This is a genomic window from Patulibacter sp. (assembly GCF_030655195.1).
Lineage (GTDB): Bacteria > Actinomycetota > Thermoleophilia > Solirubrobacterales > Solirubrobacteraceae > Patulibacter.
In genome coordinates, this window is sequence record NZ_JAURWA010000124.1 from 1 (window position 1) to 20,476 (window position 20,476).

The 20,476-nt window shown below is 75.5% G+C and carries 15 protein-coding genes; 4 read left to right on the forward strand and 11 right to left on the reverse strand.

Going from position 1 to position 20,476, the window contains the following annotated elements; all coding sequences use genetic code 11:
* Positions 1-526 precede the first annotated feature (526 nt).
* From Q7T67_RS13780 to Q7T67_RS13795, 4 genes are all read right to left on the reverse strand, one after another.
* The gene (locus Q7T67_RS13780; RefSeq protein WP_304790546.1) at positions 527-1,885 is read right to left on the reverse strand and encodes a SulP family inorganic anion transporter; all 1,359 of its coding nucleotides are present in this window, start codon (positions 1,883-1,885) and stop codon (positions 527-529) included.
* Between the two features lie 73 nt (positions 1,886-1,958).
* Positions 1,959-3,713, reverse strand: a complete 1,755-nt coding sequence (locus Q7T67_RS13785) for a choice-of-anchor D domain-containing protein (RefSeq protein WP_304790549.1) — start codon at positions 3,711-3,713, stop codon at positions 1,959-1,961.
* A 61-nt stretch (positions 3,714-3,774) separates the two neighbouring features.
* Positions 3,775-5,214 (reverse strand): nucleotide sugar dehydrogenase, encoded by a 1,440-nt coding sequence (locus tag Q7T67_RS13790; RefSeq protein WP_304790552.1) that lies wholly within the window; start codon positions 5,212-5,214, stop codon positions 3,775-3,777.
* On the reverse strand, positions 5,211-6,302 hold the full coding sequence (locus Q7T67_RS13795; protein WP_304790555.1) for a Gfo/Idh/MocA family protein: 1,092 nt from the start codon (positions 6,300-6,302) through the stop codon (positions 5,211-5,213). Before Q7T67_RS13795 ends, Q7T67_RS13790 begins: the two co-directional genes overlap by 4 nt.
* Positions 6,303-6,364: 62 nt before the next feature.
* Between Q7T67_RS13795 and Q7T67_RS13800 the strand changes: the two genes are divergently transcribed.
* The 3 genes from Q7T67_RS13800 (at position 6,365) to Q7T67_RS13810 (ending at position 9,249) form a co-directional block, all read left to right on the forward strand.
* Positions 6,365-7,249, forward strand: a complete 885-nt coding sequence (locus Q7T67_RS13800; protein WP_304790558.1) for an N-acetyltransferase — start codon at positions 6,365-6,367, stop codon at positions 7,247-7,249.
* Positions 7,250-7,378: 129 nt separating this feature from the next.
* Positions 7,379-8,365: an ATP-binding cassette domain-containing protein gene (locus Q7T67_RS13805; protein WP_304790562.1), complete on the forward strand. Its 987-nt coding sequence runs from the start codon at positions 7,379-7,381 to the stop codon at positions 8,363-8,365.
* Positions 8,362-9,249 (forward strand): ABC transporter permease, encoded by an 888-nt coding sequence (locus Q7T67_RS13810; RefSeq protein ID WP_304790565.1) that lies wholly within the window; start codon positions 8,362-8,364, stop codon positions 9,247-9,249. The genes Q7T67_RS13805 and Q7T67_RS13810 overlap by 4 nt, the downstream gene beginning before the upstream one ends.
* On the opposite strand, the gene Q7T67_RS13815 is transcribed toward Q7T67_RS13810, so the two are convergent.
* The 4 genes from Q7T67_RS13815 to dnaB all read right to left on the reverse strand — a co-directional run bounded on the left by Q7T67_RS13815 (position 9,231) and on the right by dnaB (position 16,526).
* Positions 9,231-12,479, reverse strand: a complete 3,249-nt coding sequence (locus tag Q7T67_RS13815; RefSeq protein ID WP_304790568.1) for a BTAD domain-containing putative transcriptional regulator — start codon at positions 12,477-12,479, stop codon at positions 9,231-9,233. The two genes, Q7T67_RS13810 and Q7T67_RS13815, sit on opposite strands and share 19 nt — an antisense overlap.
* Positions 12,480-12,543: 64 nt before the next feature.
* Complete coding sequence (locus Q7T67_RS13820; RefSeq protein WP_304790570.1) at positions 12,544-13,863, reverse strand: adenylosuccinate synthase; 1,320 nt, start codon at positions 13,861-13,863, stop codon at positions 12,544-12,546.
* A gap of 113 nt (positions 13,864-13,976) precedes the next feature.
* Entirely contained in the window at positions 13,977-14,948 is a 972-nt protein-coding gene (locus Q7T67_RS13825; RefSeq protein ID WP_304790573.1) for an ATP-binding protein, read from the reverse strand.
* A 3-nt stretch (positions 14,949-14,951) separates the two neighbouring features.
* Positions 14,952-16,526 (reverse strand): replicative DNA helicase, encoded by a 1,575-nt coding sequence (gene dnaB, locus Q7T67_RS13830; RefSeq protein WP_304790576.1) that lies wholly within the window; start codon positions 16,524-16,526, stop codon positions 14,952-14,954.
* 135 nt (positions 16,527-16,661) lie between these two features.
* Between dnaB and Q7T67_RS13835 the strand changes: the two genes are divergently transcribed.
* The gene (locus Q7T67_RS13835) at positions 16,662-18,149 is read left to right on the forward strand and encodes a hypothetical protein (RefSeq protein WP_304790579.1); all 1,488 of its coding nucleotides are present in this window, start codon (positions 16,662-16,664) and stop codon (positions 18,147-18,149) included.
* 104 nt (positions 18,150-18,253) lie between these two features.
* On the opposite strand, the gene rplI is transcribed toward Q7T67_RS13835, so the two are convergent.
* From rplI to Q7T67_RS13850, 3 genes are all read right to left on the reverse strand, one after another.
* Positions 18,254-18,706, reverse strand: coding sequence for a 50S ribosomal protein L9 (rplI, locus tag Q7T67_RS13840; protein WP_304790582.1), 453 nt, complete (start codon positions 18,704-18,706; stop codon positions 18,254-18,256).
* A 199-nt stretch (positions 18,707-18,905) separates the two neighbouring features.
* Positions 18,906-19,451 carry a GNAT family N-acetyltransferase gene (locus tag Q7T67_RS13845; protein ID WP_304790585.1) on the reverse strand — a complete coding sequence of 182 codons (546 nt, stop codon included), beginning with the start codon at positions 19,449-19,451 and terminating at the stop codon, positions 18,906-18,908.
* 82 nt (positions 19,452-19,533) lie between these two features.
* Positions 19,534-20,142, reverse strand: a complete 609-nt coding sequence (locus Q7T67_RS13850; RefSeq protein ID WP_304790589.1) for a single-stranded DNA-binding protein — start codon at positions 20,140-20,142, stop codon at positions 19,534-19,536.
* Between the last annotated feature and the right edge of the window lie 334 nt (positions 20,143-20,476).

Sequence of the window (20,476 nt, forward strand, 5' to 3'; positions counted from 1 at the left end):
GGCCGGTGGCGGCGGCGGCGGAGGCGGAGCCGGGGCCGGTGGCCGGTGGCGGCGGAGGCGGAGGCGGAGGCGGAGCCGGGGCCGGAAGCAGGGGGCCGGGGCCGGTCGTGCGGCGCGGGGCGCCGGGGCCAAGAGCCGGAGCCGGTGGTGCGGGTCGGGTCAGCGGGGCGGGGAAACGTGCGACACGGCAGTCCGAGCCCGACGTTCCGCACCTTCCGGGGGCCGGGACGACGGGATCGTGCGAAACGTCGAGCGGGGAGGGACGTTCCGCACCTTTCCGCTGGCCCCTGCCGCGGACCGGCCACCGTTCGAGGCTCCCCTCGTGCCCGGGGGGCCGGGAGCGTTCAGACGGCGTCGGGGGCCAGGCCCCCCTCGCGCCCGGCCGGGCCGGGAGCGGTCAGCCGGCGCCAGGGGCCAGGCTCCCCTCGCGCCCGGCCGGCCGCAGGACCTCCTCGAGCCGTACTCCGGGAGCAGTCGGCCGGCGTCGGAGGTCAGTCCCCCCTCGCGCCCGGCCGAGCCGAGAGGGTCAGCCGGCGTCGGAGGCCACGGTGCCCGTGGGCCGCGGCACGTCCGCGTCCGCCCGCGCGGGCTCCGGCGCGGTCAGCGCGTCGTCCGGCAGGCCCGTGTCCCGTCGGCGCCGGCGGGTGAGCAGCCACGCAACGACCGCGCCGGCCGCGACGCCGTAGGCGAGGTTCGACGTCTCGACCACCACGGCGGTGGTGAGGATCATCACGACCGTGTCGACGGGGGCGCCGCGCATCCGCCGGGGCGCGATCGAGGACCAGTCGAAGGTCGTCAGGGCGACGACGATCATGGTCGCCACGAGCGCGGCCGTCGGCAGGATCTCCATCAGCGGGTGCAGCAGGACGACGAGTGCCAGGAGCCACGCACCGGCCGCGAAGGTCGACACCCGGCCGCGACCGCCGCTCTCGACGTTCAGGAGCGACTGGCCGATCATCGCGCAGCCCGGCTGGCCGCCGAAGAACCCTGTCACGACGTTCGCGACGCCCTGGCCGTAGGCCTCGCGGCGCTTCGGCGAGTCCGTCTCCGTCATCCGGTCGACGAGCTCGGCGGTCAACAGCGACTCGACCAGCCCGACCGCGGCGAGGCTGATCGCGGTCGGCAGGACGGTCCACAGCGTCGCCCACGCGAAGGGGACGTCCGGCGCGTGGAAGCCGGGCAGCCCGGTGGGCAGCGTCCCCTCGTCCCCGACGGTCGGGGCGCTCGAGACCAGCGCGACCGCGACGATCGTCAGGACCGCCGTGCTGATCAGCGACGGCGGCACGCGGATCCCCACGTGGCGGCCGCCGAAGATGATCGCCACCCCCAGCAGGACCAGGAGCACCACGGGCGCGGAGACCAGGTGGTCCATCTGCGCGAGGAAGATGAGGATCGCCAGGCCGTTGACGAAGCCCAGCGTCGCCCCGGTCGGCAGGCGCGTCAGCAGCTGCGCGATGCCCGCGCGGGCGAGCCCGAGCTGCAGGACGCCGGCCAGCACCGTCGCGACGACGAGGTACTCGAACCCGTGGTCGCGCACGAGCGGTGCGGCGACGAGCGCCATCGAGCCGGCGGCGGCGGAGACCATCGCGGGTCGGCCGCCGACGAAGGCGATGACGACGGAGAACGTGAACGACGAGAGCAGCCCGATCCGCGGATCGACGCCGGCGACGATCGAGAACGAGATCGTCTCCGGGATCAGCGCGAGAGCGGTGACGAGACCGGCGAGGACGTCGACGCGGGTGGGCGCCGCGCGACGGGAGGGCCGGCTCAGGGCCGGGCTGTGCGGAAGGTTGCGCAGACCAAGGAACGATAGCCCCCGGGCCCGGCGACCCGGGGTGTGCTGCCGCACACGGGGGCCGCGGTGCAGGAAGACGCCCCGCCTCACGACGCCCCGTCCCGCGGGACGGGCCGGCCTCCCCTCCGGGACCGGTCCCGCGCGGCGGCCCGGTCGGTCGGCGCTACTTCCCCGCCGCGGGCGTCGCCGGGACCGTGAACGAGCCGCGCAGCGTCGTCGTCCGGCCGTTGAGCCGCACGGTCGCGATCACGCTGTAGCGGCCGCTGCGGGTGGGCAGCGTGCCGGTCACCGGGACCGTCGTCTGCCCCTGGTGGAGCGTCCGCTTCCCGGAGGCGTAGAGCCGACCGGAGAAGCGGCGGATCCGCACGCTCACGGTCCGGGCGTCCGCGGACCGCGACCCCGCCACGACCGACACGAAGCAGGCGATCGGGAACCGCCCGTCGCCGCGACGCTTCTGGCACTTGTAGACCGCGATGGGCCCGCGCGCGCCGCGGTCGCCCGTCGAACCGCGCTCACCGCGCAGGCCGCGCGGACCCGTCAGTCCGATCGACCCCTGCGGGCCGGGAGGCCCGACCTCGCCGCGGTCGCCCTTCGCGCCGGCGGCGCCCGCTGCACCCGTCGGGCCGGTCGCCCCCGTCGGCCCGGTCGCACCCGTCGGCCCCGCCGCACCCGTCGGCCCCGTGGCACCCGTCGCACCCGTGGCGCCGGCGGGCCCCGTGGCGCCCGTCGGCCCCGTCGGACCGGCCGGACCGGTCGCGCCCGTCGGCCCCGTGGCCCCGGTCGGACCGGTCGGACCCGTCGGCAGCGGGCCGCCCGTCCCGCTCAGCGCGACCGTCTGGCCCGCGATGCTGAGCGTGGCCGTACGGGCGCCCTGCGCCTGAGGTGAGAACCGCACGACGACGTCGCACGTGTCGCCCGGGAGCATGCCGCGGCACGGGTCCGAGCCGATGAAGAAGTCGTCCGGGTTCGCCCCGGCGAACGAGAAGCCGGGGAGGTCGGTGGCGCCCGTGTTCGTCACGGCGACCCGCTGGGCGGGCCCGACCGTCCCCTGCGGGGTGGTGCCGAACGCGACGGGGGCCGACGGGACCGCCGCGGAGGTCCCTGTGTAGATGTCGACGCGGGCCGGCCCGCGGAGCGGTGCGACGTCGACCCGCTGGAACTGCAGACCGACGTAGCTGCTCCCGCCGCCACCGCCGCCGGTGCCGTCGGTGCTGGTGGACAGGAACGCGCCACCACCGCCACCGTAGAACCCGCCGCCGCCACCGCCACCACCGAAGGTGGCGACGAACCTGTTCCGTCCGCTCTCCCCGCCGGCCCCGAACGCGCCGGTGCCACCGACCGCGAAGGTGCCGGTGCCGCCGGCACCCCCGGCGGTCGCCGTGCCCGCCCTGCCGAACGAGCTCTGGGCGCCCGCGCCGTCCTGTCCGGCGTCGCCGCCGCCGTACAGGGCACCGGCGCCACCGCCGCCGCCCGCCACGAGCAACCGGCTGTTGAGGTCGCCGCCCAGGCTCCGGACGTCGCTCGCGCCGCCCCCCGCGCCACCCCCGCGGGCGCCGCCCGGCGTCCCGGCACCGCCGCCGTACCCGACGGTGACCGACAGCTGCGTCGACGGGGTGCCCGGCGGGAGGGCCACGCGCGCGCGGACGCGCGCACCCGCGCCGCCCGCGCTGGGGCTCTCCGCGCCCGCGAAGTCCTCTCCCGCGCCGCCCTGCACCACGAAGAACACCGAGCTCGTGTCCGCCGGGACCGTGTAGGTCCCGTCGGCGGTGAACGACCGCACCTCGGCGGACGCGGGTGCGCCGCCGACCAGCGCGATCGCGGAGACGCCCAGGCCCACCGCGACCCGGCGGCGACGACGCGACGGGCCGGGGCGGGACGCGGCGTCGGAGGGCCCTGAGGGGTTAATGGCGTTAGGCACCGCCGCATCGTACGCAGGCCGTCCGCGTCGACGAGGCAGGTGGACGGATCGCCCCGCCCGCTCAGCCCTCCCGCACGCCGTCCCGGCCGATCCGCCGGATCGCCACGCCGTCCGCCCGCCACGCGTCGACGTCGAGCACGCCGCGCCCGTCGACCACCGCGTCGACCCCGGGCAGGTCCTGCGCGGTCAGCGCGCGGTACTCCGCGTGGTCGGCCTGGACCACGGCCCCGTCGATCGGGCCGCCCAGCCACGCCTCGAGACCGAGCTCGCGCAGCTCGTCGTCGCTGTAGAGCGGGTCCGCGACGATCGGCCGGGCGCCGGCGGCGAGCAGGGCGTCGCGCAGCCCGAAGACGCCGGAGAACGCGGTCTCCTTCACGTCGCCGCGGTAGGCCGCCCCGAGGATCAGGACGAGCTTGCCCCGGAGCCCGCCGCCGAGCAGGTCGGCGAGCAGGTCGACCGCGTAGGCCGGCATCGCCTCGTTGACCACGCGGGCGGCCGCGGGCAGCGTCGCGCCGGGGTCGCCCTCGAGGTAGAAGCGCGGATAGACCGGGATGCAGTGCCCGCCGACCGCCACGCCGGGACGGTGGATGTGCGAGAACGGCTGCGAGTTGGCGGCGTCGATGACCCCGTCGACGTCCACGCCGATCCGGTCGGCGTGGCGGGCCAGCTCGTTGGCGAACGCGATGTTGATGTCGCGGTAGGTCGTCTCGGCGAGCTTCGTCAGCTCCGCGGCCTCGGCCCCGCCGAGCTCGCGGACCTCGATCGCCTCGGACGCCGGCCGGCGCAGCGCCGGCGACCCGGCCGCGGACGACCCGGGGGGCCCGGCCGACGACGCGGCCGCGTCCCCGGCGCCGAGCGGCACGGGGGCCTCCTCGCCGTTGAGCAGCCGCCGGTAGCGCTCGGCCGTCCGTGCCTCCCCCAGGTCGTCGAGACCGCCGACGAGCTTCGGGTACGTCTCGAGGTCGCGGAAGATCCGGCCGGAGTAGACGCGCTCGGGGCTGTGGGCGGCGTGGAAGTCCTCGCCCTCCGTCAGCCGACTCGTGAACGCCAGCAGCTGCGCGACGCGGCCGCGGGTGCTGCCGACCGGCAGGGTCGTCTCGACGACGACGCTCGGCGGCAGGCCGTCCGGCCCCGCCGCGGTGCCGCGCTCCTCGCGGCCGCGCCGCAGCCCCGCGCCCACGTCGCCCAGCGCAGCGTCGACGGCCCGCCACTCCGGGCGCGCCTGCGCGTCGACCACCAGCGGCGGCACCACGAGGATCAGGTCCGCGCCCGCCGCGACGGCCCCGACCGTGTCGGTCGTCGCGGTCAGCCGGCCGTCGCCGACCGTCTCGCGCAGCGCGTCGGCCAGGCCGCCCTCGCCCGGGAACGGCTCGTGCGCGGCGTTGACCTGCCGGACGACGCGCTCGTCGATGTCGCAGCCGACGACCTCGTGGCCGCGGAGCGCGGCGAACGCGGCGAGCGGCAGGCCGATCTTGCCCAGCGCGACGACGACGACCTTCACGACGCGCTCCCGGCCGCGGGGACGACGGGCACGTCGCCGCGCTCCGCCGTCGACACGGGGTGCACGTGCACGGTCTCCTGCGACCCGGCGCTGCGCAGCACGGCGTCGGCGACGTGGACGACGGCGAGCCCCTCCTCGAGCGTCACGACCTGCGGGTCCTCCTCGCCGCGGAGCAGCGCGACGAAGCCCTCGAGCTCGACGAGGAGCGGTTCGCGGCGCGGCAGGGCGTAGCGGGTGACGTCGCCCTCGGACACCCCGCGCAGCGAGCGCATGCTGTCCCACTCGCTCGAGACCTCGCCGTTGGCGTAGAACGTCAGGTCTGCGGTCAGCGTGTCGGCGACGAGCATGCCCTTCTCCCCCAGGACGCGGGTCTGGCGGACCTTCGTCGGCGAGAGCCAGTCGACCATCGAGGTGAACGTCGTGCCGTTGTCCAGCCGGCCGACGACGTTGACGAGGTCCTCGTGCGGCCGGTTCATCCGGTGCTGCGTCTGGGCCGACAGGGTGGTGACGCTCCCCCCGCCGAGCCAGCCGACGAGGTCGAGGTCGTGCGTGGCGAGGTCCTTGACCACCCCGACGTCGCGGATCCGGGCGGGGAACGGGCCGAGCCGCTCCGTCGCCACGTGGAAGACCTGGCCGAGCTGGCCCGCCCGGACCCGCCGGCGCAGTTCGATCAGGGCGGGGTTGCAGCGCTCGACGAGCCCGACCGCCCCGTGCACGCCGGCCGCGTGGACCGCGTCGACGAGCTCCCGGGCGCGCTCGGGGGTCTCGGCCAGCGGCTTCTCGACGAGCACGTGCACGCCGGCCCGCGCGAGCTCGACCGCCGTGGCCAGGTGCTCCTCCGTCGGCACGGCGACGATCGCGAGGTCGGGCGGCCCCGCGGGATCGGACCCCAGCAGCGTGCGGACCGTGGGGAAGACCTTCGAAGGATCGGCGACCGCGCCGTGCCGGTCGCCCTCGGGATCGACCGCGCCCGCGAACGCCACGACCCCCGAGGTCTGCAGGACCCGCGCGTGGTGGCGGCCCATCATGCCCAGGCCGATCACCGCCCCGCGCAGGAGTCCGGCCGGGCTGTCCGCCGTCGTGCTCACCCGGGGGAGCCTAGTTCGTCGCGTTCGGGTCCCGTCCGTCCGCCTCCCACTACGCTCCGTCCATGGCCCGCCGCCCGCCCCGTGCCTCCATGCACCCCAGCGCGACCGCCGACGAGAGCGCCGTCGGCGGGGCCGGCTCGATCATCGGCGCGGAGTCCCGCATCGAGCGGGGCGCGCGTCTGGCGCCGTACGCGCTCGTGGACTCCCACTGCGTCGTCGGCGAGCGCGCCATCGTCGGGTCGCACGCGGTCGTCCACCACCACGTCACCCTCGGCGCCGGCGTCCAGCTCGGCGCCCACGTCGTGGTCCACCCGTTCACGACCGTCGGCGCGGGGACGGTCGTCGGCGACCACGCCGTGCTGGGCAAGCCGCCCCGGCTGCGGGTCGGGTCGGCCGCCGCGTCGGCCGAGCCGCTCGCCGGCCTGTGGGTCGGCGAGGACGCCACGATCGGCGCGCACGCCGTCGTCAACGCCGCGGCCGTCGTGGGCGACCGCACCATCGTCGGCGACCAGAGCTTCGTCCGCGAGCGCGCCCGGATCGGCGCCGACACCGTCGTCGGGCGCGGGTCCACCGTCGACTGCGACGTGGTCGTGGGCGAGCACGTCTCGATCCAGACCGACGTCTACGTCACCGCCCACAGCGTCGTCGAGGACCACGTCTTCCTCGGTCCCGGCGTGCTGACGACCAACGACGACCGCATGGGCCGCCGGGTCCTGGACGCCGACGGCGAGCCCGACCCCGCGGGCATCGTCCTCGACGGCGCGACCATCCGCCGCGGCGCCCGGGTCGGCGGCCGCGCGGTCCTCGTCCCCGGCGTCGAGGTCGGCGCCGACGCGTTCGTCGCCGCCGGCGCGGTCGTCACCAGGGACGTCGCCCCGGGCCGCCGCGTCATCGGCGTCCCGGCCCGGGACGCGGGCGCGGTGCCCGACGAGGACCTGCTCGACTGAGACGGGGCGGCCCCCGCGCCTTCACCTCCGGGCCGCCCGTGAAACCGCGCCGAGTCGGCGGTGAAACCGGGCGCCCCCATCGTGTGACCCACGGCCGGACCACCCCGTCCCCGGCCCCAGGAGTTCGCGATGACCACCGTCCCCGCAGTCCACGCCACGGGTCTCGTCAAGACCTTCGGCGACCTCCGTGCCGTCGACGGCATCGACCTGACCGTCCAGCCCGGCGAGATCTTCGGCGTCCTCGGCCCCAACGGTGCCGGCAAGACGACGATGCTGCAGATGCTCGCCACGCTGCTGCCGATCGACGGCGGGCGCGCCGAGGTCTTCGGCGTCGACGTCGCCGGCGAGCCGCACCGGATCCGGCAGCTCGTCGGCGTCACCGGGCAGTACGCCTCGGTCGACGAGAACCTCACCGCCACCGAGAACCTGCGGCTGTTCGGCCGCCTGCAGGGCCTCTCGCGCACCGACGCCCGCTCCACGGCCCAGGAGCTGCTCGGGTCGTTCGGCCTGCAGGAGGCCGCCGACAAGCCGATCTCCGCGTTCTCCGGGGGCATGCGCCGCCGGCTCGACCTGGCGGCCAGCCTGATCACCCGACCGCCGCTGATCTTCCTCGACGAGCCGACGACCGGCCTGGACCCCCGCACCCGCGGCCAGATGTGGGACACCATCCGCGCGCTGGTCGCCGGCGGCTGCACCGTCCTCCTGACGACGCAGTACCTCGACGAGGCCGACCAGCTCGCCGACCGGATCGCGGTCATCGACCGCGGCCGCAAGGTCGCGCAGGGCACCCCGGACGAGCTGAAGTCCTCCGTCGGCGCCTCGACGCTGCAGCTGACGCTCGCCCCCGACGCCGACATGGCGCTCGCCGGCCAGGTCGTCCGCCGCGAGCTCGGGGAGGAGCCCGTCCGCACCCCCGAGTCCGCGCGCCTGAACGTCCCCCTGCCGGCCGCCGACCGCGCGGCCGACGTCCTGATCGCCCTGCGCCAGGGCGGCGTCGCCGTCGACGCCGTGAGCGTCGCCAAGCCGACGCTGGACGAGGTCTTCCTCGCCCTGACCGGACACGACACCGGCGAGAACGCCGAGCACCCGAACGACGCCACGGAGGTGGCCGCATGAGCACCACGATCGCCCCGCCCGCCGAGGCGGGCACCTCGAAGTCCTCGCTCCTCGCCGGACCCGACGGGAGCCGCCTCGCGGTCGATCCCACCGAGGCCGTCGCCCGCGCACGACCGCGCACCACGCTGCGCGAGACCGCCGTCCAGACGCTCGCGCTCTCGTGGCGCGCGCTCCTGAAGATGCGCCGCAACCCCGAGCAGTTCTTCGACGTCGTCTTCCAGCCGATCATCTTCACCGTGCTGTTCGCGTACGTCTTCGGCGGCGCGATCGCCGGCGACGTCAAGAGCTACCTGCCGCTGATGATCCCCGGCATCCTCGCCCAGACGGTCCTGACCACCTGCATGGCGGCCGGCGTGCAGCTGCGCGAGGACATGGAGAAGGGCGTCTTCGACCGCTTCCGCTCCCTGCCGATCGCCCGCATCGCCCCGCTCGCCGGGCCGATGATCGCCGACCTCCTGCGCTTCGCCACCGCCGCGGTCCTGACGCTCGCGATGGGCCTCCTGATCGGCTACCGCCCCGGCGGCGGGGTGCTCGGCGTCTCCGGCGCACTCCTGCTGGCGATCGTCACCGGCTGGGCGCTGTCGTGGATCTTCACCTGGATCGGCACGATCGCCCGGAGCGCCCAGAGCGTCCAGGGGATCTCGATGATGATCCTCTTCCCGCTGACGTTCCTCTCCAACGCGTTCGTCCCGACCGACACGCTGCCCAGCGGCGTGGAGACGTTCGTCAACCTCAACCCGGTCTCGCACCTCGTCACCGCGACTCGCGACCTCGCCAACCGGGGCCAGGTCACGGCCGAGGTCGGCTGGACCCTGCTGGCCGCCGCCGTGATCGTCGCGATCTTCGCGCCGCTGGCGGTCCGCAGCTACTCCAGGCGGGTCTGAGGCCCGGTCCCGAGCGCGTCCAGCGCGGCCCGCTCGAGCGCGTCGCCCGACACCCCGGCCAGCGCGGTGCGCAGCGCCCCGAGCCGGCCGGGGGCCCGGGCCTCGGCCCGCTCGGCCGCCGGGGCCCACGCCATCGACGGCACCCAGCGGTTGTAGGAGAACCGCTCGGCCAGCACGAGGAGCCGGACCGACGGCTCCGGGTCCTGGTCCTCCCGGAAGAGGTCCCACGCCGCCACGGCGTAGAGCCCCAGGCCGGTCACCGGATGGTCGAGGTACGCGTCCCGGCTGCGGAGCGCCCGCACCGTCCGGTCTCGCACGCTGCGCGCCAGCGCCCGGCCCTCCTCCTGCTCGTCCGGTCCGGCGTGCCGCGCGAAGGCCGCGACGCCCGACGACTCCGCGTAGAGGAGCCACGGCTCGAACCCGGTGGACGGCATCCCCGGGAACGTCACGTCGGTCATCGCCACGATCGCCGACCGGTAGGCCGTCAGTCCGGCGTCGCGGTCGCCCCGGGCGAGCAGCAGCTCGGCCTCGGCCATGGCCCGCGCGGCGCGTCCGCCGAAGATCGCCTCGATCGCCCCGAGCCGGTCGATCGCCGCGAACTGCTCCTCGGCGTCCCCGAAGCGCCCGTCCGCGACCGCGCCCAGCGCCATCAGGGCCCGCAGCTGGCTGAGGTCGTCGCGGGCGCCGAGGCGCTCGAGCACCGGCAGGGCGCCGCGGGCGTGCCGCTCGGCCCCCGCGTGGTCGCCGAGCGACCCGGTCAGCTGTGCCAGCTGGGTCCGCAGCACCGCGCCGGCCCACGGCCCGTCGGCCTCCGGGTCCGTCAGGACCAGCGCGCGCTCGGCGGCCCGGACGGCGCCCGCGACGTCTCCGGCGTTCTCCCGCGCATGGGCCGTCCACTGCAACGCGGTCCGGGCGAGGTGGCGGTCGGGGTCGTCGACCAGGGCCTCGAGCGCCTTCGGCAGCGCGCGCGGCGTCTCCGGGTCGTAGGCCAGGGCCGCGCGCGCCGTCGCCGCGATCTGCGCATCGCCACCCGGCACGTCCTGGATCCGCGCGAGGAGCTCCCGCAGCTCGACGGTCCGCTCGTCGGCGGCGATCAACGCGTTGGTCACGGTGATCGCCGCGGCGGCGCGCGCTGCGTCGACGAGCTCCGGGACCGGGGTCCACCCGGCGACGACGGCCGCGAGCGGCGCCGCCAGGACGAGGACGCGCCCGTGGTCGCCCCGGATCGTCCACAGGCCCGCGAGCGCCGCGACGATCGTGATCGCGGCGTCGGCATCGGCGTCGTCCAGCGCGGCGCGCAGCGCGTCGGCGAGGTTGCCGTCCTCCGCGGCGAGGCGGTCGATCACGTCGAACTGGGCGGGCCCGAACAGCCGGGGCCGGTGGAGGCTCGCGTAGCCGACGGCCCAGGCGCGGTGCGCGGCCCGCGCCTCGTCGTCCTCGCCGGCCTCCTGCAGGCGCAGTCGCCCGAACTCGCGGACCGTCTCGAGCATCCGGTGGCGCACGCCGTCGTCGGTCTCCTCGACGGTCAGCAGAGACTGGGCGACGAGGTCCTGCACGGCGGGCAGCGCGTCGATGCCGAGGACCTCGTCGGCAGCGTCCAGCGCGAAGCCGTCGTGGAAGACGGAGAGCCGCCGCAGGGCCGCGCGCCCGGGGTCGTCGAGCAGGTCCCAGGACCAGCCGATCACCGCCTCGAGGGTGCGGTGGCGGTCCGGCGCGGTGCGATCGCCGCCCCGCAGCAGCGCGAAGCGGTCGGCGAGCCGACGGGCGACGTCCTCGACCGACATCGCACGGACACGGGCGGCGGCCAGCTCGATCGCCAGCGGCAGTCCGTCGAGCCGATCGACGACGGTGTCCACCGCGTCCTCCTCCAGCCGGACGCCGGGACGTGCGGCGGTCGCACGCTCGCGGAACAGCCGCCGGGCGTCGTCGGGACCGAGCGCCCCGAGCAGGTGGACGCGCTCGGCGGCGATCGCCAGCGGTGCCCGGGTGGTCGTCAGCACGCGCAGGTCCGCGGTGGCGGAGACGAGGAACGCGACGAGCGAGGCGACCGCGCCGATCACGTGCTCGCAGTTGTCGAGGACCAGCAGCGCCGGGGCGCGGTCGAGGTGCTCGGCGATCCGCGACCGGACGTCGGCGCGCTGCTCCGGCGTCAGGGCGCGCCTGCCGGCGACGGAGTCGCGGACGCCGAGCGCCGAGCCCAGCTCGCCGACGACGTCGCCGGGCGAGGTCACGCCGACGAGCTCGACGACGTGGACCATCGGTTGCTCGGCGTCCCGCGCGAGGACGTGCGCCAGACGGGTCTTCCCCAGACCGCCGGGCCCGAGGATCGACACGACGCGCGAGCTCGAGAGCAGCGCGCGCAGCCGGCGCACGTCCCCGTCGCGGCCGAGCAGCTCGGTGGCGTCGTGGCGGACGCCGGCGCGGACCGGCCCGTCGGCGGCCAGCAGGTCACGGTGGGCGCGTCGCAGCGCGTCGCCGGGGTTCGCCCCGAGCCGCTCGCGCAGGTCGCGGCGGTAGGTCTCGTACCGCTCGAGCGCGGCGCCCGGCCCGCGGACGGCCGCCTCGCTGCGCAGCAGATCGGCGAGCAGCGCCTCGTCGTCGCGGGCGGACGCGTGCGCCGCCTCCAGCGCCGGGAGCGCCTCGGCGTGCCGACCCGTCCGGGCGGACGCGCGGGCGAGGACGATCCGGGCCCGGGCGGCGTCGGCCGCGGCCTCGCGCAGGAGTCCGGCGAGCGGGTCGTCGTCGCGGACGTCGCCTCCTCCGTCCCCGCCCGCGGTCCCCGACGGACCCACCGAGCCGCCGGGCTCCGGCGCTCGTGCGTCGCGTGCCGGCCCCGGGAGCCCCGGGCCGTGCGCCAGGTCGACCGCCCGCCCGGCGAGATCGGCGGCCTCGGTGGGGTCCGCGTCCAGCGTCGCCGCGGCGCGGGCGGCGAGCGACCGCAGGAGCAGCACGTCGACCGCCTCGGGGCCGATGCCCAGCCGGTAGCCGGTGTCGTCGTGGACGACGGAGCCGGTCCCGCACGCCGCACGGGTGCGCGAGACGACGACCTGGAGCGCCTTGCCCGTGTTGGCGGGTGGGTCCTCGCCCCAGATCAGGCGGACGAGCCGATCGGGCCGCACGCTGCGGCCCTCCCCCGACGCCAGCGCGGCGAGCAGGGACCGCGACCGCTCGCCGGTGACGGGGGTCCCGTCCCAGCGGACGCCGTCGAGGAGGGTCAGCGCCGGGGCCACGCCGTCAGTCTGCCCGACGCGGCGGGCGGGGACCGGGGACGGGCGCCCCGCCGCTCGTCCCGCGTCAGCTGAGCTTCGTGAGCTTCCCGGCGGCCGACTCGCGGCCGGCCCGGGTCCAGATGTTCTCGTCGTTGCCGGGACCGACGCCGATCATGCCGATCGGCACGCCGATGCCCTCCTCGACGTACGCGATGTAGTCCTGCGCGGCCTTCGGCAGGTCGGAGAGCTCGCGGCAGCCCGAGATGTCCTCTTCCCAGCCGGGCAGCTCGTCGTACTCCGGCGTGGCGTGGTGCAGCACGGTCTGGTGGTACGGGTAGCGCTCGAGGATCGCGTCGTCCTCGGTGCGGTACCTCGTGGCGACCCTGATGGTCTCCTGGCCCGACAGCACGTCGAGCTTCGTCAGGCAGATCTGGTCCAGCGTGCAGAGGCGCGCGGCGTACTTCAGGGCGATCAGGTCGAGCCAGCCGATGCGGCGGTCGCGGCCGGTCGTCGTGCCCTGCTCGCCGCCCTTCTTGCGCAGGTCCGTCGCGAGCTGCCCGTCGAGCTCGGTCGGGAACGGCCCGGAACCCACGCGGGTGGAGTACGCCTTGACGACGCCCCAGATCTCGTCGAGGTCCTTCGGGCCGGCGCCGGAGCCGACGGCCGCGGAGCCCGAGACCGGGTTCGACGACGTGACGAAGGGATACGTGCCGTGGTCGATGTCCAGCAGCGCGGCCTGGGCGCCCTCGAAGAGCACGTGGCCACCGCCGTCGAGCGCGTCCCAGACGAGCGCGGAGGTGTCGGCGATGTGCCGCTCGAGGCGGTGACCGAACGCGAGGTACGTCTCGGTCATCGTCTGCAGGTCGAGCGACTGGTCGCGCTCCCACGGCCGCAGGGAGCGGGCCTTGGGCTCCATCGCGGCGACGATCTTCTTCTTCAGGATCTTCTCGTCGAGGAGGTCCTGGATGCGGATGCCCAGGCGCAGCGCCTTGTCGGCGTAGCAGGGGCCGATGCCGCGCTTGGTCGTGCCGATCTGGTTCTTCCCGAGGCGCGTCTCACCGGCCACGTCGAGGAACTTGTGGTACGGCATGATCACGTGCGCGTTGGGGCTGATCCGCAGCCCGGAGGAGTCGACGCCCTGGGTCCCGAGCTGCGCCAGCTCGCCCAGCAGCACCTCGGGATCGACCACCACGCCGTTGCCGATCACGCACGTCGTGCCCGGATAGAGGATCCCGGACGGCACGAGGTGGAACGCGTACTTCACGTCGCCGTGGACGATCGTGTGCCCGGCGTTGTTGCCGCCCTGGAACCGGACGACGACGTCGGACCGCTCGGCGAGGAGGTCGACGAGCTTGCCCTTCCCCTCGTCTCCCCATTGGGCGCCCACGATCACGATGCCTGGCATGCGGAGGGAAGGGTAACGATCCCCCGCCGCCACGGGGTCTGCGGGGATCCGCGACGAGGTCGGGACGGCCGAGGTCGCGCAGGGCGGAGCGACGCCGGGCCGACGGCGGTCGGCTAGCGCCGGTCGCGGTCGTCGAAGACCCGGCGCTCGGGGCGCCGCAGGTCGGCGGGGTCCGCGCCGAAGGTCCGGGACGGTGGCGGCGCGCCGAAGCCGTCGGGCCGCGAGCGGGTGGGATCGGCGGCCGCCGCGGCCCACGCGGCGGCCTGGGCGTCCATCGGGGGCGGCGGGCCGAGCGGGCCGGCGGGGCCCCCGCCCGGGCCGGGCTCCGGTGCGCCGAACCCCGACGGCCCGGCGTCGCCCGCCCGCGCACCGGACTCCGTCGCGCCGAAGCCGGTCGGCCCGACGTCGATGTGGTGCCGGCCGGTGCGGTGGTCGACGCCGTCGAGCAGCACGGTCTCGCACATGCCCACCAGACGCGACGCGGCGCGCTCGCCGAGCCGCTCCTCCATCTGGATCGCGTCGAGGTTGGTCGTCATGACGATCGAGCGCTTCTCCTGCCAGCGCTCGTTGATGATCGTGTAGAGCTGCTCGAGCACCCACGGGTTCGTGCGCTCGGTGCCGGCGTCGTCGAGGACGAGCAGCGGCACGGACGTCAGCTGGTCGAGCAGCTCGAGCGTGGTCTGGCCCTCGTCGTCGTACGTGCGGCGGATCTCGGACAGCAGCCGCGGCACGGAGTAGACGGCGACGCCGCGACCCCGCTCGATCGCGTACCGGGCCACCAGCATCGCCAGCCACGTCTTGCCGGTGCCGATCGACCCGGAGATCCACAGCCCGTCGCCCTCGGCGAGCCGCTCGTCGAGCGTGTCGACGTAGCGCCGGACCCGGGCGACCGCCTCGCGCGGCAGCCCGTTGATGTTCGTGTGCTGGAACGACGCGTCCTGGTACTCCCGGGGGATCCGGGCGCGCAGGCTGCCGGCCACGCGGGCGGCGCGCTGCTCGGGCATGCAGCGGCACTCCTGCGCGGAGCGCGTGCGTTCGTCGACGAGCCAGCCCGACCCGTCGCACAGTCCGTAGGCGCAGCGCATCGGCTACGTCCTCGGCAGCGGAGGCCCGCCACCGGGCAGAGGCGGCCCGCCCACCCCGACCGGCGGACCGGCGGACCCGGGGCCGGCGAAGTTCGCGGGGGGCCCGCCCATCCCCTGCGACGGCTGGGCCATGGTCAGGAAGCGCGGGTACTCGCCCTGGAACAGCAGACGGATCGTGTCGGTCCGGCCCGAGCGGTTCTTGGCGATGATCAGCTCGGCGACCCCGGGCTCCGCGGTCTCCTTGTTGTAGTAGTCGTCGCGATACAGGAACATGACCAGGTCTGCATCCTGCTCGATGTTTCCGCTCTCGCGAAGGTCTGAGAGCAGCGGCCGCTTGTCGGGCCGCGAGTCCACGCCTCGCGAGAGCTGCGACAGCGCTATCACCGGGCAGGAGAGCTCCTGGGCCAGGATCTTCAGGCCTCGCGACATCTCGCCGATCTGCTGGACGCGGTTCTCGGCGCGGCCGTCGGCCCGCATCAGCTGCAGGTAGTCGACGATCACCAGCGACACGCCGTGGGCGTGCGAGGCGTGCAGCCGCCGGGCCTTCGCGCGGATCTCCATGATCCCGATGTCGGAGGAGTCGTCGATGTAGAGCGGCGCCTGCGCGAGCTTGTCGGCGACCTCGAGGACGTCGCCCCAGCGGTCGCCGATCCGGCCCTTGCGGACGTCGTCGCCCTTGATCGCCGCCTGCGAGGCGATGACGCGCTGGAGCAGCTCGCGCTCGGGCATCTCGAGCGAGAACAGGGCGACGGCACCCTTGTTCTGCAGCGCGACGTTCTCCGCGAGGTTGGTGACGAACGCCGACTTGCCCATGGCCGGGCGGGCGGCGAGGACGACCATCGCGCCGGGCTGCAGGCCCGCGGTCTCCTTGTCGAGGTCGCGGAAGCCGGTCTCCAGGCCGGTGATGTCGCGGCCGTCCTTCTCGAGCTCCTCGAGCCGCTGGACCTCGCCGTCGATGAACGACGCGACGCTCCGCAGGCCCTTGTTCTCCTCGGTCTCGGAGACGTCGAAGACGGCGGTCTGGGCCTGCTCGACGATGATCGCCGGGTCGCCCTCGCCCTTCAGGACGGCGGTCTGGATCTCGTAGGTCGCCTGCAGCAGGCGGCGCATCTTCGCCAGCCCACCGACGATCTGCGCGTGCCGCGGCAGGGCGGCGACCTCGGTGACGGCGGAGGTCAGGTTGAGGACGGCCTCGCGCCCGCCGGCCTCGTCGAGGGTGCCGGTGCGACGCAGCTGCTCGACGACGGTGATCGCGTCGACGGGCTGGTTCTCGGCGTAGAGCCGGCGGATCGCCTCGAACGTCGTCGCGTGCTGCGGCGCGTAGAAGTCCTCGCCCTTCAGGCCGTCCTCGACCGTCAGGCCGTAGCGCGCCTGGTCCGACAGCATCATCGCGCCGAGGACGGCCTGCTCGGCGTGCAGGTCGTGCGGGGGCACGTGCGCGGTGCCGATGGCCATGTCGCCGTCGTCGAAGCCCCCGTCGTCGTAGCCGCCGGAGTCGTCGTAGGAGCCGGAGGAGGACGGGTCGACGTACGGGCCGTCGTCGGGGGGCGGGAAGTCGTGGTCGTCGGGTGGGGCCATGGAGCGAGGGTCGACGGTAGCAGCGGCCGGAGACCCGCCCGGGACGCTCGGCCGCTCGTTGCGGGGACTCTCGGCGGGAGACTCGCGCGGACCGACCGCGGGTCGACCGACGGCCCCCCGGATATGGTCCCGCCCGTGCCTGCGCCCGACGGTCCAGATCAGCCGGACCCCGTCGCCGACGGGGCGGGCGACGCGGTGACCGGCCCGGGCCACGCCGGCCCGGTCGGGGCGGGCGACGCGATGACCCGCCCGGGCCAGGCCGGCACGGTCGGGGCGGGCGACGGACCCCGCGCAGGTGACGCCGGGCCGCCGGTCGGCACGGGCGGCACGTGGGACCGCGCCCTCTGGGCGGGCGTCGGCGTGGGGCTCGTCCTGGCCCTGGCGATGACCCTCCTGCGCGGCGACGCGATGTGGTCCTCCAGCGAGGGCGTCTACGCGCAGACCGCGCGGCAGCTCCTCGACGGCGACGATCTCTACTCGCGCCTGGTCGCCGCCCAGCCGCCCGTCTCCCTCTACGCGGGCGTCCTGCCGCTGCTGATCTCGGACACGCTCGACGCGATCCACGTCGCGATGGCGCTCTGCCAGCTGGCCGGCGGCGCGCTCGCCGCGGTGGCGGTGCGGCGCCTGACCGGGTCGTCGGTGGCCACGGCGGTCACCCCGGTCGCGGCGGTGCTGCTGCCGTGGGCGGTCAACCAGCACGGGGTCTACACCCCCGAGCTCGTGGGCCTGCCGCTGCTGATGGGCGCCGGCGTGCTCGCGGCCCGGGAGCGCGGCGCCCCGTGGGCGGGCATCCTGCTGGCGCTCGCGGTCTTCACGAAGCTGCCGTTCGTCGTCCCCGCGGTCCTCGTCGCGCTCGTCGCGGCCGACCGTCGGCGCACCGCCGGGTGGCTCGTCGGCGCCCTGGTGGTCCAGGTCGTGGCCTACACGCTGCTCTTCTCGACGGCGATCTGGGACCAGACGATCCTCGCCCAGCGCGACAGCGGCTTCGACGCGCTCGGCTCGATCCCGGGCGTGGCGGTGCAGACGGTCTGGAACCTCCTGGGACTGCTCGTCGGCTGCGCGCTGCTGCTGCGCCACCGCGCCTCCTGGCCGGCCGACCGCCTGCAGCTGCGGGTCAGCGCCGCGCTCGCGCTGGGCACCGCGGTCACGTGGATCAGCACCACGAAGGACGGCACGAGCCTGAACGTCACCGTCCCGATCGAGCTGGCGCTGGTGCCGGTCGCGGTGACGGGGTTCGTCCTGGCGTGGCGGTCGGTCGGCCCGGCGTCGACCCGCGGCGCGCGGGCCGTCGGCCGCTGGGCGTTGCCGGTGCTGGCGGCCCTCGCGTTCGCGCAGTCGGTGGCCGTGCTGGTGCCCCCGCACGACGCGTTCCCGTGGGTGCGGCCCGGCTCGCCGCCCACGTTCGGGCAGTCCGCGAGCGAGGAGTTCGTCCACGAGACCGTGGAGGCGGCACGCACGAAGTGCGCCCCCGACGCGCCGTTCGGCGGCCTGGCCTACTACGCCTTCCTGGCCGACCGGCGGATGCCCGACGGCCAGCCCGACACGTTCCTCACCAAGAACAGCGACCGCCTGGAGCCGGTCCTCGACCGCATGCTGGCCGACGGCCCGTACTGCGGCGGCTGACGGGGCGGCCGGCCCCGGGAACGACGACGGCGCCGGAGGTCCGGCGCCGTCGAGGCACTGCGTCGACCGGCGCGCGGGGCGCCGGCCGGGTCCTGCGAAGCGCTCTAGCGCTCGGTGACGACGATCGTCTTGACGTTGGCGATGACGCCCTCGGTCAGCTCGACGTCGACGACGAACGTGCCGGTGGAGCGGATCGGCTCGGCCAGGCGGACGTTGCGCTTGTCGACCTCGATGCCGCGCGCCTCCTTGATGGCGTCGGCGATGTCCTGGTTGGTGACGGAGCCGAAGAGTCGGCCTTCCTCACCGGTCTGGTGCTGGATCGTCAGCACCGTGTTGGTCAGCGTGTCGGCCTGCTCGCGGGCCAGGCCGACGGCCTCGGCGCGCTGGCGCGACTGCGCGGCGGCGACACGGACGGCGTCGTCGAGCAGCGCCTTCGTGGCGGGCGCGGCGAGCTTGCGCGGCAGCAGGTAGTTGCGGAGGTACCCCTTGGACACCTCGACGACGGCCCCGCGGGAGCCGAGCTGCGGAACGTCCTGGAGAAGAATTGCCTCAGGCATGCGGATCAGATTCGATTCTGTCGTGCCGGGCGCGGCGGGATGCCACGCCCCTCAGCGGACAGGAGAGGATGCCAGGCCCGGCGTGGTCGGCGCGCTGCGACCTCGCCGATCGCCCGGCCGGCACCGGCGGGTGGCCGGGACCGAGCGCCCGGGGAGCGAGCGCGCGGGGAGCGGGATGCCTGCAGCGGCGCGATCCGGGTCAGACGTCGTGGACCGGCCCGGGCGTCAGACCCAGGTCGCTCGCGAGGAGGTCCATCAGCAGCCCGTCGCGCCAGGTCCCGGTGGCGTGGTCGAACTCCTGCTCGCGCAGGATCCCGACGTCGCGGAAGCCGACCCGGCGGTACGCGGCGACGGCGCGTTCGTTGGCCACGGTCGGGTCGATCGTGATCCGGTGGTGCCCGCGGTCGAGGATCAGGTGCCGGACGACGGTCCGCACCGCGTCGGGACCGAGGCCGCGCCCGTGGAACGCGGTGCCGAGGACGACGTCGATCGACGCGTGCCGGTAGTCCGGCTCGAGCTCCTCCGCGAACTGGATCAGCCCGGCGACCTCTCCCGCCACCTCGATCGCGAGGACCACGAGGTCGGGCTCGTCGAAGGGGAAGTCCTCGTCGGCGGGAGGCTGCGGCCACCAGCGACCGACGGCCGGCTCGTCGAGGAACCCGCGCAGGACCGGTGCGTCGCCCCGCGCCACGGGACGCAGGCGCACGTGCGCACCGATGAGCTCCGTCGGGGTCGGGGTGGTCACGGTCGTGCAGCTCCGGGACCCCGTCGGCACGGCACGGCGGCGAGGCCGCACCGATCGCCGGCGCCCGGCCCCGTCTCGTCGCCTAGAAGGGGATGTCGTCGTCGGCCGGCGCGGGCGTCGGGGCCGGGGCGCTGCGCGGGGCGTCGTTCCCGCCGCCGGACCAGCCGCCGCCACCGCCACCGTTCCCGCCGCCACCACCGCTGCCGCCGCCGAAGTCGCCCTGGTCGACGGGGTAGGACGCGCCGGGGCCGTTGAAGCCGCCACCGCCCTGGTTGCCGCCACCACCGCCGCCGCCCCAGTCGTCGGACTGGCCGCCGCCGTAGCCGCCGCCCTGGGCGCCGCCCCCGCCGCCGGGCCCACCCTCACGGCCGCCGATGAACTGGACGTCCTGCGCGACGATCTCGATCGCCTCGCGCTTGTTGCCGTCGCGGTCCTGGTACTCGCGCCAGCGCAGCCGACCGTCGACCGCGACCTGACGGCCCTTGGACAGGAACTTCGCCGCGTTGTCCGCGGAGTTGCCGAAGATCGTGACGTTGAAGAAGTTCGGCGCGTCCGTCCACTGACCCGAGGCGTCCTTGCGGCGCTCGTTGACGGCGACGCGCAGCGAGCAGACGGACCCGCCCGAGGGCAGGCCGCGGAGCTCGGGGTCGCGGGTCAGGTTCCCGACGATCGTGACGCTGTTGATGGGCATGCGGGGCTTCTTTCCTTCGGTGTACGTCTTGGGCGTCGGCCGAACGTAGCCGCGGACCCCGGCCGTGGGGCCCGCGGGAGCGCTCTGGCACGAAGCCGGCGGCGGGGCGGCACGGACCGCCACGGGAACGCTTCGGGTCGCAGCATTCCACGCCGACCGGACGCACGGGAGGCCGCCGGGCGGGCGGTCGCAGAACCCCTGGAAATCGGCCGCGCCGTGTTCGCGGGACGTCCCGTCGGGCGCCCACCCGTGCCGACCGCGGTCCCGGGCGACGCCGTCGCGATCGGGGCGGGGCGGGGCGAGAGCGGTGGGCGCGGGCCGGGGCGGGCGGGGC

Coding starts and splice junctions, on each gene's coding strand:
- Q7T67_RS13800 (WP_304790558.1), top strand. CDS start 6,365: ATGGCCCGCCGCCCGCCCCGTGCCTCCATGCACCCCAGCGCGACCGCC.
- Q7T67_RS13805 (WP_304790562.1), top strand. CDS start 7,379: ATGACCACCGTCCCCGCAGTCCACGCCACGGGTCTCGTCAAGACCTTC.
- Q7T67_RS13810 (WP_304790565.1), top strand. CDS start 8,362: ATGAGCACCACGATCGCCCCGCCCGCCGAGGCGGGCACCTCGAAGTCC.
- Q7T67_RS13820 (WP_304790570.1), bottom strand. CDS start 13,863: ATGCCAGGCATCGTGATCGTGGGCGCCCAATGGGGAGACGAGGGGAAG.
- Q7T67_RS13825 (WP_304790573.1), bottom strand. CDS start 14,948: ATGCGCTGCGCCTACGGACTGTGCGACGGGTCGGGCTGGCTCGTCGAC.
- dnaB (WP_304790576.1), bottom strand. CDS start 16,526: ATGGCCCCACCCGACGACCACGACTTCCCGCCCCCCGACGACGGCCCG.
- rplI (WP_304790582.1), bottom strand. CDS start 18,706: ATGCCTGAGGCAATTCTTCTCCAGGACGTTCCGCAGCTCGGCTCCCGC.
- Q7T67_RS13850 (WP_304790589.1), bottom strand. CDS start 20,142: ATGCCCATCAACAGCGTCACGATCGTCGGGAACCTGACCCGCGACCCC.